This window comes from Photorhabdus viridis (genome assembly GCF_040256935.1).
Classification (GTDB): Bacteria; Pseudomonadota; Gammaproteobacteria; order Enterobacterales; family Enterobacteriaceae; genus Photorhabdus; species Photorhabdus viridis.
In genome coordinates, this window is sequence record NZ_JBEJZY010000031.1 from 23,668 (window position 1) to 38,063 (window position 14,396).

The window sequence follows — 14,396 nt, forward strand, 5'->3', positions numbered from 1 at the left end:
GTAATCCTCCTTTGATTGATTAACTTTTGAATCATGGTCATCATCGCTTATCTCAAGTAGAATCGGTTATGAATGGCACCAACATGAATTCTATTAGGAGACGGAAATGTCATATAGCGACAAGCGGGATCAATATGTGCCTCATATGGCTTTGGTGCCGATGGTAATTGAACAGACTGCACGTGGAGAGCGTTCGTTCGATATCTATTCACGCCTGTTAAAAGAACGTATTATTTTTCTGACCGGTCAGGTTGAAGATCATATGGCAAACCTGATTGTGGCCCAAATGTTGTTCCTTGAGGCAGAAAATCCGGAAAAAGATATTTTCTTATATATTAATTCACCAGGTGGAGTGATTACTGCCGGCATGTCCATTTATGACACGATGCAGTTTATTAAACCGGATGTTAGCACCATTTGTATGGGGCAGGCATGTTCAATGGGGGCATTCTTGCTGACTGCCGGCGCAGAAGGAAAACGTATCTGCCTGCCAAATTCCCGGGTCATGATCCATCAACCATTAGGTGGTTTCCAAGGGCAGGCTACGGATATTGAGATCCATGCCCAGGAAATACTTAAAGTTAAAGCGCGTATGAATGACTTGATGGCAAAACATACGGGAAAAACCCTTGAAGAAATTGAGAAAGATACAGAACGCGATCGTTTCTTGTCAGCAAGTGAAGCTGTAGAGTATGGGTTGGTTGATAAGATTTTCACCCATCGCGATTAATTTATTATTCCCGGAAGCTATAATATAAATATTCGCCTTACCATTTGGTAAGGCTATGCCGTCCGGGGTAATAGCAGAGTTTCCTGCTTTGCCAGATGAATCTGGGGTGGCAGTTGATTAAAGTGAGGTTGTGACTGATGACAGATAAGCGCAAAGACGGTTCAGGAAAGCTGCTGTATTGCTCTTTCTGCGGGAAAAGCCAACATGAAGTGCGGAAATTGATTGCTGGCCCGTCAGTGTATATCTGCGATGAATGTGTGGATTTATGTAACGACATCATTCGCGAAGAAATTAAAGAGCTTGTACCACATCGTGAGCGTAGTGCATTACCAACTCCTCATGAAATTCGTCAGCATCTGGATGATTATGTTATCGGCCAGGAAACGGCGAAAAAAGTGTTAGCAGTTGCTGTTTATAATCACTACAAGCGGTTACGTAATGGAGATACCAGTAACAGTGTTGAATTAGGTAAAAGTAATATTCTGCTTATTGGGCCAACAGGGAGTGGTAAGACACTGCTGGCTGAAACACTGGCCCGTTATCTTGATGTTCCCTTTACTATGGCAGATGCGACTACACTGACCGAAGCGGGATATGTGGGCGAAGATGTAGAAAACATTATTCAGAAGTTACTGCAAAAATGTGACTACGATGTGCAGAAAGCTCAACGTGGTATTGTTTACATTGACGAAATTGACAAAATTTCGCGTAAATCTGATAACCCGTCAATTACCCGAGATGTTTCAGGGGAAGGTGTACAGCAAGCGCTGCTGAAATTGATTGAAGGTACAATTGCGGCGGTTCCTCCTCAGGGCGGACGTAAACATCCACAGCAGGAGTTTTTACAGGTAGATACCTCTAAAATCTTATTTATCTGTGGTGGGGCGTTTGCCGGTCTGGATAAAGTGATTAGCCAGCGTCTGAATACCAGTACTGGTATTGGTTTTGGTGCGAAAGTCAAGGGTGAGTCAGAAAAAGCGACTGAAGGCGAATTGTTTGCACAGGCTGAACCAGAAGATCTAATCAAATTTGGTCTTATTCCTGAGTTTATTGGGCGGTTACCTGTTGTTGCCACGCTTACTGAACTGAGTGAAGAAGCGCTGATTCAGATTCTAAAAGAGCCTAAAAATGCACTGACTAAACAGTATCAGGCTCTATTTAACCTTGAGGGTGTCGATCTGGAGTTCAGAAATGAAGCTCTGATCGCTATTGCTAAGAAAGCAGTGCTTCGTAAAACTGGGGCCCGCGGTCTACGCTCTATTGTTGAAGGTGCATTGCTGAACACGATGTACGATTTGCCATCGATGGAAAATGTTGGGAAAGTTGTTGTAGATGAATCAGTTATTAATGGTCAATCTGCACCATTACTGATTTACAGCAAGCCGGATGCCCAGGTTTCTGGTGAATAATTGAGGCCAGGATAGGGAATTCACTAAACGAGATATTATTGAATAAAATGAGGGGGTTGCCCTCATTTTGTTTTTAATTCAAGTGCCATACCATTGAATGTCAAATTCTTGTCCCCATATATTTTATATTCTATGAAGTGAAACTCGTGAGAACCGTGTTTCACGAGATTCCTTAAAAACTGGCGAAAGCTAAACGAAGAGAGAGCTCTATGAATCCTGAGCGTTCCGAACGCATAGAAATCCCTGTATTGCCTTTGCGCGATGTGGTGGTTTACCCGCATATGGTGATCCCACTGTTTGTAGGGCGTGAAAAGTCTATTCATTGCCTGGAAGCAGCAATGGATCATGACAAACAGATCATGTTGGTTGCGCAAAAAGAAGCTTCAACTGATGAGCCAGGGGTTAATGACCTTTTCTCTGTTGGTACATTAGCTTCTATTTTACAGATGTTAAAACTGCCTGATGGTACCGTAAAAGTACTTGTTGAAGGGTTGAGACGTGCCCGTATTACGACTCTGACTGACAATGGCGAGCATTTTTCCGCTCAGGCTGAGTATCTTGATTCTCCGATCGTTGATGAGCGTGAACAGGAAGTTCTGATTAGAACGGCTATTAATCAGTTTGAAGGTTACATTAAGCTCAATAAAAAAATCCCGCCGGAGGTTCTGACCTCACTGCACAATATTGAAGATGTTGCTAAATTAGCTGATACAATTGCTGCTCATATGCCATTGAAACTCAGTGACAAACAGACTGTTCTGGAAATGTCTGATGTTGTTGAGCGTCTTGAATATCTAATGGCAATGATGGAATCAGAAATTGATCTGTTACAGGTAGAAAAACGCATCCGTAATCGCGTGAAGAAACAAATGGAAAAAAGCCAGCGCGAGTACTACCTGAATGAACAGATGAAAGCGATTCAGAAAGAGCTGGGTGAAATGGATGATGCGCCTGATGAGTATGAGACTCTCAAGCGCAAAATTGAAGCGGCAAAAATGCCAAAAGAAGCCCATGAAAAAGCGGAAGCTGAATTACAAAAGCTGAAAATGATGTCTCCTATGTCGGCGGAAGCGACGGTTGTCCGTAGCTACATTGATTGGATGGTACAGGTTCCGTGGGTTGTCCGCAGTAAAGTTAAAAAAGATTTGGTTAAAGCCCAGGAGACTCTGGATACTGACCATTATGGTTTGGAGCGCGTGAAAGAGCGTATCCTTGAGTATCTGGCAGTACAAAGCCGAATCAGTAAAATTAAAGGGCCGATTTTATGTCTGGTTGGGCCTCCAGGGGTGGGTAAAACTTCTTTAGGCCAGTCTATCGCACGAGCAACCGGGCGGAAATATGTGCGTATGGCATTGGGCGGAGTTCGTGATGAAGCGGAAATCCGTGGTCATCGCCGTACCTATATTGGTTCTATGCCGGGTAAATTGATTCAGAAAATGTCCAAAGTTGGGGTGAAAAATCCATTGTTCCTGTTGGATGAAATCGACAAGATGTCATCTGATATGCGTGGTGATCCAGCTTCTGCCTTATTGGAAGTTTTGGACCCGGAACAGAACGTGGCATTTAACGACCATTATCTGGAAGTCGATTATGATTTGTCAGATGTCATGTTTGTTGCAACATCCAACTCTATGAATATTCCAGCGCCATTGCTGGATCGTATGGAAATTATTCGTCTTTCCGGTTATACCGAAGATGAAAAACTAAATATTGCCAAACGTCATTTGCTGCCTAAGCAAATTGAGCGTAATGCCCTGAAAAAAGATGAATTAACTATTGATGACAGCGCTATTATTGGCATTATCCGTTATTACACCCGTGAAGCCGGAGTGCGTAGTTTAGAACGAGAAATTTCTAAACTGTGTCGTAAGACAGTGAAAACATTGCTCATGGATAAGAGCTTAAAACACATTGAGATCAATGCAGATAATCTGAAGGACTATCTGGGTGTTCAACGGGTGGATTATGGTCGTGCAGATACAGAAAACCGTATTGGTCAAGTCACAGGACTTGCATGGACTGAGGTTGGTGGTGATTTATTAACCATTGAAACCGCATGTGTTCCAGGGAAAGGTAAGCTAACCTATACCGGCTCATTAGGTGAGGTTATGCAGGAATCCATTCAGGCTGCATTGACCGTTGTTCGTGCCCGGGCTGATAAACTGGGTATTAACTCTGATTTTTATGAAAAGCGGGATATTCATGTCCATGTTCCTGAAGGTGCAACACCAAAAGATGGCCCAAGTGCAGGTATCGCTATGTGCACAGCATTGGTTTCTTGTCTAACAGGTAATCCAGTTCGGGCCGATGTTGCTATGACGGGGGAAATTACTCTGCGTGGTTTAGTTCTGCCAATCGGTGGTTTGAAAGAGAAACTATTGGCTGCGCATCGAGGTGGTATTAAAACAGTCTTGATTCCCGAAGAGAATAAACGTGATCTGGAAGAAATTCCTCAGAACATTATTGCGGATCTCCAGATCCATCCGGTTAAGCGTATTGAAGATGTTTTAGCTATTACATTGCAGGATCCTGCATTTGGCACGGAATTAGTGTCAGTTAAATAGTATAAAAATAGTGAACGATCTCAAGAGCTATGGATGAAATATAGGCTGGTAAGTGAATTCAGGCTTACCAGCTTTTTTTGTATCGTTAACTTGGATGGATTGTCTAATAAATATTTTACTGTTTTATGATTTCTTGCCAATACCGGAAAGGATTGATATAACGGCACTGCTATCGGGTTATCCGTTAGGATTCTGATGCGATAGTAAAATACTATATGGGGATGATAAGAGTGAATAAATCACAACTGATCGACAAAATTGCTGCTGACTCTAATATTTCTAAAGCAGCTGCAGGGCGTGTAGTAGATGCATTCATTTCTTCTGTAACTGCTGCATTGAAAGATGGCGATGATGTTGCTCTGGTGGGATTCGGTACTTTTGCTGTTCGTGAACGTTCTGCACGTACTGGTCGTAACCCTCAAACAGGGAAAGAGCTCAAAATTGCTGCGGCTAAAGTACCTGCTTTCCGTCCAGGCAAGGGTTTGAAAGACGCGGTTAACGAGTAACACAAACCAAATATTCTTTGTCAACGTCTGCTATATTGGTAAACATAGACTGACGAGACAGATTTGGTAAGCTAAAATAGAAGCGCATCAATTGATTGGTGCGCTTTTTTTCTCTTAACGCTTGAATTAGCGTAATATGGCGTTTTCTATTTCACCAAAGCGGAGTTTTGCCTCTTTATGATGGACAACCTACGCACGGCGGCAAACAGTCCTGTGCTTAAAATCGTGCTGGCTCTCATTATCCTGTCTTTTGTACTGACGGGGGTTGGGGGCTACTTGACAAGTGGAACTGGTAGTTATGCTGCCGAAGTGAATGGTCAGACTATCAGTCGTACTCAATTGGAGCAGGCGTTTCAGCAAGAGAGAAACACGTTGCAAGAACAACTGGGAGATAAATTCTCTGTGTTGGCAAGTGACGAACAAAGTATGAAGCAGATTCGTAGCCAGGCTTTGGAACGTCTGATTAATAACGTGTTGATTGAGCAATATTCCCGTGAGTTGGGTCTATCTGCCAGTGATGAGCAAGTTAAGGACTCTATCCGAAATACCCCTTATTTTCAGACAAATGGTAAATTTGATAACAATAAATACCTGGAACTGCTCAACCGTTTCAATCAGAGCCCGGATATTTTTGCTGAACAAACGCGCCAGAATTTAATTAATCAGCAATTAGTTATGGCTTTTTCTGGTAGTGAAATAGCATTGCCTGGTGAGGCAAAACTCAATGCTGAATTGCTTTTGCAAAAGAGGACAGTCCGTCTGGCTACACTGGAGCTGAAGAAAATTCAGGCGCAGCAAGAAGTGACGGATAAAGATTTACAGGATTATTACACGCGAAATAAGAACAGCTTTATTGCTCCCGAAGAAGTGAAAGTCAGCTATATAAAAATGGATGCTGTAGATGAAATGGATAAAGTTTCAGCCACATCTGCGGATATTGATGCTTACTATGAGCACAACTTGAAGCGTTATACTCAATCAGAGCAGAAAAAGTACAGTCTGATTCAGCTTGCAACCGAAGCTGAAGCCAAAGTAGTGCTTGATGAGCTGAATAAAGGTGCTGATTTTGGTAAATTGGCGACTAAAAAATCCACAGATAAGTTTTCAGCGAAAAATCATGGCGATATTGGTTGGATGGAAGCGGATTCTCTTCCCGAAGAGATGAAAGAAGCTAACTTAAGAGAGAAAGGCCAAACTTCTTCTGTGATTAAAGTTCCTAATGGTTTCGCTATTTTCCATTTAGATGATGTTAAGCCTCAAATAACTCAGTCTTTGTCTGACGTTCGCCCTGAAATTGAGAAAATAGTTAAGCAGGAAAAAGCGGTAGATGCTTTCTATGCTCTGCAACAGAAGGTCAGTGATGCGGCTACCAGCGATAATGAATCTTTAGCTGCTGCTGAGGAAGTTTCAGGTATTAAAGTTGTGACGACTAATTGGTTTGATCGCAATAATGTGCCGGCAGAGATTAATTTTAGTTCTGTTATTCATGCAATTTTTGAAGGTAATCTTGTTGATGGACAAGGGCCAACAGGTACTAACTCTGATGTGATCTCAGTTGAAGGTGATCGTGCGTTTGTTCTGCGTGTAGATAATTACAAGCCAGAAACAGTGCAGCCATTTGAGAAAGTTAAAGAACAGGTTATCGAACTGGTTAAGCGCCAGAAAGCTGAAAAACAGCTTCAAATTGAAAGTGAGAGATTACTTGTTGCCTTAAAAGAAGGTAAAGGTGAGCAAGCTCTGAAAGACGCAGGAATTCATTTTGGTGAATCTCAGGTTATTCAGCGTATACCTCAGAATAATGTATTGGTTGATGCGGTATTCACTTTACCACAGCCAAAAGAAGCTAAGGCAGAGTATGGTTTAGCGAAAAATAGTTTGGATGACGTTGTTTTGATTCAATTGGATAAAGTGACTCCAGGTGTTGTATCTGGAGAGCAAATTAAAAGCATGACTGATGGTTACCAGAGTGAGATGGGTAACGCGATGCTGGAGTCATTACTGATTAGCTTGCGTGAAAAAGCAAAAATTAAGTTAGGTCATATTGAATAAAAATTTGCGGGGAATATCGCAAATATTTTTGTAATTATCTTGCTCATAAAGGCCGCTTTCGCGGCCTTTCGCATATCTGATATTCATCTATTGTGCTCAAATTTATCTGTGGCAATCTTTTTTGTACCAATAAAACACGGAGGAATGAGTATGAAAAAATCGGGAATTTTATCTGTTTTGCTTGTTGGTTTGCTTTATACGTGCGGAGGGCAATTTGCAATTGCGGCTGAACAAGTAAAAGATAAAGTCGCTAAAACAGCCAGTACTACAAGTAATTCTTCACCAGAAAAGCAGTTACAGCAACCAGATGCTTTGAAAGCAGAAGAAAAGGGAAAGGTGAATATTAATACTGCAAGTGCAGAAGAGTTAGCAAAAGCACTGAATGGTATTGGGGTAAAAAAAGCACAAGGAATTGTTGAGTATCGTGAAAAACATGGCTCATTTACTGCTGTGGAACAATTACAAGAGGTTCAGGGAATAGGGCCAGTTTTTATCGAACGAAACAGAAGTAAATTGAGTTATTAGTAGTCATCCAGCATCCTCATTCATGATTTATTTTGTGAGTGGGGATGTTGTGATCGGAGTTGCAAATAAATCACTTTAATTCGTGTAAATTTTTTGTTTTGCTATTGTTAATCGAATCTGGTCAGATGAGTGACGTTAACATTAAGGCAATATTATGAGTTCAATTATAAAAGTTCATGGTTATCATATCGATTTATTTCAACATGTAAACAATGCCCGCTATTTGGAGTTTATGGAAAGTGCTCGATGGGAATGGCTATATAAGCACTCTGTAGTGGAATGGATACAGAAAAATAATGTTGGGTTTGCGGTGGTTAACATGAATATTAATTATCGTAGTTCAGCAGTTCTTGGTGATGAATTGGAAGTGGATTGCCGATTAACTGAGTTGAGAAACAGAAGTGGTGTATTTTCGCAGGAAATAATACGCAAGAGGGATAATCAACTCATTACAGATGCTAAAACCACATTTGTGTGGATTGATAGGAAGACGCAAAAAGCATTGTCTATTGAAGGTGAATTACGTGAAATAATGGGAGCTTTGATGAAAACGGGACAATGAGAGGAGAATGTTCCCATTGTCCTTTGGGTTAAGATAAATGTGTTTTTGCTTTCATCTCAGTCATTATTTTCTTAGGCGCATTCAGATATTGTTCCAGTCCGCTAGCTCTGAGATGACAAGCTGCACATGTACCACACCCATTACCTTGAATGCCGTTATAACAAGTCAGCGTCTGGCTACGGACGAAATCTAAATGCTGATAGTAGTCGGATAATGCCCAGGTTTCAGCTTTGTTGAGCCACATCAATGGGGTTTCAAAGTGGATATCACGGGCAACGCCAAGGCTTACAGCTTTATTCAGTGCTTTGACAAATTCATCACGGCAATCAGGGTAGCCTGAGAAATCAGTCTCGCATACACCAGTGATAACTGTTTCAGCTTCAACTTGGTAAGCATATATAGCAGCCAGTGTCAGGAACAAAATATTACGGCCAGGGACAAATGTACTGGGTAGGGTGCTTTTTTCACTTTCACTATAATTAGGAACAGGGATGTTATCACGAGTCAGACTGCTGAGAGCCAGTTCGTTAAGTAATGTGACATCAATTACCTTATGTGCAATAACACCAAGAGAATGGCTGATATCACATGCAACATCAATTTCGGCACGATGGCGTTGACCATAATCAAAAGTGACACAATGTACTTCATCATATTGGTTAATTGCCTGAATCAGGCATGTAGTGGAATCTTGCCCACCACTGAATACAACAACAGCTCGTCTCATTGTAACATCCTCATTGGAATAAAACGGTTATGTTACTTATAACCTTGGAGGTTGGGTAGCTGTTTGAGGTAAGGAGAGATATCGCCGATATTGTTTTTTACCCAATCTGGGTTGTAATAAGTGTCGAGATAACGTTCACCACTGTCACACAGTAAGGTGACTATTGCTCCTTGTTCTTCACGTTTATGCATTTGATTGGCAAGTAGGAGTGCACCCCAGACATTGGCTCCCGTAGATGCTCCAACTTTTCTGCCCAGTAACTTTTCCAGCCAGTAAATCGTTGCAATGCTGGCGCAATCTGGTATTTGTATCATGTCATCGATAACTGTAGGAATAAAAGAAGGTTCTGCCCGGGGACGGCCAATACCCTCAATTTTGCTGCTGTAATTGCCACGAATATCACAACAATTTTGACGGTAGCAGTCATAAAATACAGAGTTTTCTGGATCAACAACAATCAGCTTGGTGTTATACCCCTGGTAACGGATATAGCGTCCTAATGTTGCAGAAGTCCCGCCAGTGCCAGCGCTCATAACGATATAATCTGGCTCAGGAAATGGTTCCATTTGCATCTGGCGGAAAATACTTTCAGCAATATTATTATTACCCCGCCAGTCCGTTGCACGTTCAGCATAAGTGAATTGATCCATATAATGACCATTTAATTCTTTCGCTAGTCGTTCTGATTCGTCATAAATTTGAGCTGAATGATCAACAAAATGGCATTTCCCGCCGTAGAATTCAATTTCTTGAATTTTACGTTTTGCGGTGTATGAGGGCATAACAGCAATAAAAGGTAATCCAAGTAGACGGGCAAAATAGGCTTCGGATACAGCAGTACTGCCAGATGAGGATTCAATAATTGGAGTACCTTCCTTGATCCAGCCATTGATAAGTGCGTAAAGGAATAAAGAACGGGCAAGTCGGTGTTTTAGACTGCCGGTTGGGTGGGTACTTTCATCTTTCAGATATAGATGGATACCTGGAAAAGTCGGTAAATTAAGGCGGATGAGATGAGTGTCAGAACTGCGTTGATAATCTGCCTGAATCTCTTTGATTGCCTTGGTTGTCCAGCTGTACGACATAATTTATTAACTCTTAATTAGAATATGATTGATGATGAGTAGATTAACTTTATACTGGGAGAAATGGATTGTTATTTTTTTCAATATGTGGTTTCTTTATGGAAAAATTTTCTATAAGAGGTGACTATGTTAGATAAAACAGACCGCAAGTTGCTTAAGTTACTACAGAAAGATTGTAGCCTGTCTCTGAATGCATTGGCGGAAGCTGTTAATCTTACCTCTACCCCTTGCTGGAAACGTTTAAAACGGCTTGAAGACGAAGGCTATATCGTTGGCAAAGTTGCTTTGATTGATAGTGAAAAATTAGGGCTAGGGTTGACAGTGATTGTCATGATCAGAACTCAGCAGCACAACAGTAGCTGGTATGAGGAATTTGTTGCATTTATAAAGCAAATGCCAGAGGTTCTGGCTTTTTACCGTATGGCCGGTGAATGTGATTATCTGATGCATGTAGAAGTTGTGGATATGAAAAGCTATGATCTCTTCTACAAGCGCATGGTTAATGGTGTTTCGGGATTGATTGATGTTACATCCAGCTTTGCAATGGAAAAAATTAAGTACACTACAGCATTACCGATACCAGATTAGCTAATGATTACTCAATGAGTTAACTTCATTATTCTGCATGTTGTTCAACATTCATATTATCTATTTCAGGATATACGCGTGTGAGATTATTTTCTCAATTAAGCTGGTACTTCCGCTGCGAGTGGCGTCGCTATTTTGGCGCTGTGACTCTGCTTATCATCATATCTATTCTGCTACTGGTTCCTCCATATCTGGTGGGCGTAATTGTTGATGGCATCCGTGCTGGTTCTATGTCATCTCAACAATTGATGGTGTGGATTGGTGTTATGCTGGTCATTGCATTGATTGTTTATATTCTGCGTTATATATGGCGCTTATGGTTGTTTGGGGCGTCATATCAATTAGCGGTTAAATTACGGAATAATTTTTACCAGCAACTTAGCCGACAAACCCCTGAATTTTATCTGCGTCACCGTACGGGTGATTTGATGGCCCGTGCGACTAATGATGTGGACCGTGTGGTATTTGCTGCGGGTGAAGGAGTACTCACTTTAGTTGACTCGTTGGTTATGGGTTGTGCAGTACTGATTATGATGAGTGTACAAATTAGTTGGCAGTTAACTTTATTGTCTTTGTTACCTATGCCGATTATGGCAATCATCATTAAACGATATGGTGATCAACTTCATCATCGCTTTAAATCTGCACAAGGTGCCTTTTCTGCTCTGAATAACCAAGCTCAGGAAAGTCTGACCAGCATTCGCATGATCAAGGCATTTGGTCTTGAAGATATGCAATCAAATCAATTTGAACAGGTTGCTGTGGAAGCTGGGCGTAAGAATATGTATGTTGCTAGGGTGGATGCCCGATTTGATCCGACAATTTTTATTGCTATCGGTATGTCAAACTTTCTGGCTATCGGTGGTGGTAGCTGGATGGTGCTGAATGGTGTTTTGACTCTTGGGGAGCTCACTAGCTTTGTGATGTACCTTGGCCTGATGATTTGGCCAATGTTAGCGCTGGCATGGATGTTTAATATCGTTGAACGGGGAAGTGCTGCATATAGCCGTATCCGTAGCTTGTTGCAAGAGCCTCCGGTTATTGCGGATGGTAACCGTCATTTATCTCCTGAGCGTAGTACTCTGAATGTGAATATCAAAGCGTTTCATTATCCGCAAAGTAATAAAACTATTCTGAGTCAAATTAACTTCCGGTTATCACCTGGACAGTTACTGGGGATATGTGGCCCAACCGGTTCAGGTAAGAGCACACTACTTGCGTTGATACAGAGACAGTTTGATGTGACTGATGGGGAAATTTTTTTCCAGTCGATTAAAATTGCAGATATCCGGTTAGATGAATGGCGAGCACGGTTTGCTGTTGTCAATCAAACTCCTTTTCTATTTTCAGATACAGTTGCCGGGAATATTGCTTTGGGACGTCCTGATGCAACACAGGAACAGATCGAAGAAGTTGCCCGTCTTGCCAATGTTCATGAAGATATTCTTCGTTTACCTGAAGGGTACCAAACGGAAGTGGGCGAGCGTGGAGTGATGCTTTCTGGTGGGCAGAAACAGCGCATCTCTATTGCAAGAGCATTGCTTTTAGATGCAGAGATTTTGATTCTGGATGACGCTTTATCTGCGGTTGATGGGCAAACTGAACACAATATCTTACAAAACCTCAGCCAGTGGAGACAACAACGCACGGTTATTATCAGCGCACACCGCCTGTCTGCATTAACTGTTGCTGATAATATTCTGGTGATGCAGCAGGGTTCTGTTATACATCAGGGACGGCATCAGCAACTGGCGGAGCAGCCAGGATGGTATCGTGATATGTATCATTATCAACAGCTTGAAGCAGCATTGGATGACGGGGAAACCACTGAGGGAGATCAAGATGACTAAGGTTCGCCGATTGTGGCCGTCTCTGAAACGTTTGCTGGTTTATGGAAAAAATTATCGTAAGCCGTTGGGGCTGGCGCTGCTAATGCTGTGGGGGGCTGCAATTGCGGAAGTAAGTGGTCCGATTTTGATTAGTTACTTTATCGATAATATGGTTGCAACGGGTAATATGCCGGCAGGAGTGATTATTGGGCTGTCTGTAACCTTTATTGTTCTGCAACTGATTACGGCCGCATTACACTATTTCCAGACTTTATTGTTCAATCAAGTGTCAGTTGATGTGGTTCAGCAACTTCGTACTGATGTGATGAATGCAGCATTGCGTCAGCCTTTGAGTGCTTTTGATAATCAACCGGTAGGGCAATTGATTTCCCGTGTAACGAACGACACAGAGGTCATTAAAGATCTTTATGTCAATGTGGTTCCTACGGTATTCCGGAGTATAGCGTTGATTGGTGCGATGATGATAGCCATGTTTGTGCTCGAATGGCGTATGGCACTGATTGCAATGCTTATTTTTCCTGTCGTGTTGATTGTCATGGCGATATATCAGCATCTAAGTACGCCAATTGTCAGGCAGGTACGCAGTTATTTAGCTGATATTAATGATAATTTTAATGAAGTTATCAATGGAATGAGTGTTGTTCAGCAGTTCCGGCAGCAGGCTCGTTTTGGTGAACGTATGTTGTCAACAAATCGTGCTCATTTTAAAGCGAGAATGCAGGCGTTGCGATTAGATGGGATGTTATTACGTCCATTGCTGAGTTTATTGTCAACTATGGTGCTGTGTGGTCTTATTGTGTTGTTTGGGTTCAGTGGAGCAGGAGTGATTGGTGTCGGGGTATTGTATGCTTTTATCAATTATCTTGGGCGGTTGAATGAACCACTAATCGAACTGACCTCTCAACAATCAATCCTGCAACAGGCTGTAGTTTCTGGTGAGAGGATATTTGAATTAATGGATAGCCCTCAACAAGGTTATGGAATGGATAGTCAACCACTATCCAGTGGTCGAATTGATATAGAAAATGTCAGTTTTTCCTATCGGGATGACAAAATAGTTTTACAAGATATTAATTTACAGGTTCCGGATTATGGTTTTATTGCTTTGGTTGGTCATACCGGTAGTGGAAAAAGTACGCTGGCAAATTTACTGATGGGATATTACCCGTGGCAGAAAGGGGAGATTTACCTTGATGGCCGGCCTGTGTCGTCTCTGTCTCATTCGGTGTTACGTAATGGTGTGGCAATGGTTCAGCAGGATCCAGTCGTTCTCGCTGACTCTTTCTTTAATAATGTTACGCTTGGTCGGAATATTTCAGAAGAGAAAGTTTGGCAGGTACTGAAAACTGTGCAATTAGCTGAGTTAGTGCGTACGCTTCCTGATGATCTTCATACCATCTTGGGAGAACAGGGTAATACGTTGTCAGCCGGCCAAAAACAATTGCTTGCTATGGCGAGAGTGTTAGTGCAAGCACCGCAAATTTTGATCCTTGATGAAGCGACAGCAAATATTGATTCTGGTACGGAACAGGCGGTACAACAGGCTTTACGATTAATTCGCCAGCAAACAACATTGATCGTGATTGCTCACCGTTTGTCCACGATTGTGGAGGCTGATACTATTCTGGTGCTGCATCGTGGTGCAGTTGTTGAGCAAGGACACCATCAACAATTATTGGTAAGACGTGGACGTTACTATCAGATGTATCAGTTACAACAAGTGAGTGATACATTAAATGAATGTGGCACAATCTCTGAGAAAGAGGTGGTGATTTAACCATATTTGCACTAATTTGGTGCA

12 protein-coding genes are annotated in these 14,396 nt (G+C 41.9%); 10 read left to right on the forward strand and 2 right to left on the reverse strand.

Going from position 1 to position 14,396, the window contains the following annotated elements; translation table 11 throughout:
* Nucleotides 1-106 precede the first annotated feature (106 nt).
* From clpP to ABR397_RS14415, 7 genes are all read left to right on the forward strand, one after another.
* Nucleotides 107-730 carry an ATP-dependent Clp endopeptidase proteolytic subunit ClpP gene (clpP, locus tag ABR397_RS14385; protein WP_023043761.1) on the forward strand — a complete coding sequence of 208 codons (624 nt, stop codon included), beginning with the start codon at nucleotides 107-109 and terminating at the stop codon, nucleotides 728-730.
* A 137-nt stretch (nucleotides 731-867) separates the two neighbouring features.
* A complete protein-coding gene (clpX, locus tag ABR397_RS14390) occupies nucleotides 868-2,139 on the forward strand; it encodes an ATP-dependent protease ATP-binding subunit ClpX (protein ID WP_023043762.1) in 1,272 nt (423 codons plus the stop codon).
* Nucleotides 2,140-2,348: 209 nt separating this feature from the next.
* The gene (gene lon / locus ABR397_RS14395) at nucleotides 2,349-4,703 is read left to right on the forward strand and encodes an endopeptidase La (protein WP_350306334.1); all 2,355 of its coding nucleotides are present in this window, start codon (nucleotides 2,349-2,351) and stop codon (nucleotides 4,701-4,703) included.
* 230 nt (nucleotides 4,704-4,933) lie between these two features.
* Entirely contained in the window at nucleotides 4,934-5,209 is a 276-nt protein-coding gene (hupB, locus tag ABR397_RS14400; protein WP_021323863.1) for a nucleoid-associated protein HU-beta, read from the forward strand.
* A 177-nt stretch (nucleotides 5,210-5,386) separates the two neighbouring features.
* Entirely contained in the window at nucleotides 5,387-7,258 is a 1,872-nt protein-coding gene (gene ppiD, locus ABR397_RS14405) for a peptidylprolyl isomerase (protein WP_350306335.1), read from the forward strand.
* Between the two features lie 150 nt (nucleotides 7,259-7,408).
* Nucleotides 7,409-7,783, forward strand: a complete 375-nt coding sequence (locus ABR397_RS14410) for a ComEA family DNA-binding protein (protein WP_350306336.1) — start codon at nucleotides 7,409-7,411, stop codon at nucleotides 7,781-7,783.
* Nucleotides 7,784-7,937: 154 nt separating this feature from the next.
* Nucleotides 7,938-8,345, forward strand: coding sequence for an acyl-CoA thioesterase (locus ABR397_RS14415; protein WP_021323860.1), 408 nt, complete (start codon nucleotides 7,938-7,940; stop codon nucleotides 8,343-8,345).
* A 28-nt stretch (nucleotides 8,346-8,373) separates the two neighbouring features.
* On the opposite strand, the gene queC is transcribed toward ABR397_RS14415, so the two are convergent.
* Nucleotides 8,374-9,072, reverse strand: a complete 699-nt coding sequence (gene queC / locus ABR397_RS14420) for a 7-cyano-7-deazaguanine synthase QueC (RefSeq protein ID WP_350306337.1) — start codon at nucleotides 9,070-9,072, stop codon at nucleotides 8,374-8,376.
* Between the two features lie 32 nt (nucleotides 9,073-9,104).
* Nucleotides 9,105-10,157 (reverse strand): PLP-dependent cysteine synthase family protein, encoded by a 1,053-nt coding sequence (locus tag ABR397_RS14425; RefSeq protein WP_350306338.1) that lies wholly within the window; start codon nucleotides 10,155-10,157, stop codon nucleotides 9,105-9,107.
* A 126-nt stretch (nucleotides 10,158-10,283) separates the two neighbouring features.
* Between ABR397_RS14425 and ABR397_RS14430 the strand changes: the two genes are divergently transcribed.
* The 3 genes from ABR397_RS14430 to ABR397_RS14440 all read left to right on the forward strand — a co-directional run bounded on the left by ABR397_RS14430 (nucleotide 10,284) and on the right by ABR397_RS14440 (nucleotide 14,372).
* Nucleotides 10,284-10,745 carry an Lrp/AsnC family transcriptional regulator gene (locus ABR397_RS14430; protein WP_021323859.1) on the forward strand — a complete coding sequence of 154 codons (462 nt, stop codon included), beginning with the start codon at nucleotides 10,284-10,286 and terminating at the stop codon, nucleotides 10,743-10,745.
* Nucleotides 10,746-10,825: 80 nt separating this feature from the next.
* Nucleotides 10,826-12,595 carry a SmdA family multidrug ABC transporter permease/ATP-binding protein gene (locus ABR397_RS14435; protein WP_350306339.1) on the forward strand — a complete coding sequence of 590 codons (1,770 nt, stop codon included), beginning with the start codon at nucleotides 10,826-10,828 and terminating at the stop codon, nucleotides 12,593-12,595.
* Complete coding sequence (locus tag ABR397_RS14440) at nucleotides 12,588-14,372, forward strand: SmdB family multidrug efflux ABC transporter permease/ATP-binding protein (protein WP_350306340.1); 1,785 nt, start codon at nucleotides 12,588-12,590, stop codon at nucleotides 14,370-14,372. Before ABR397_RS14435 ends, ABR397_RS14440 begins: the two co-directional genes overlap by 8 nt.
* Nucleotides 14,373-14,396: the final 24 nt, after the last annotated feature.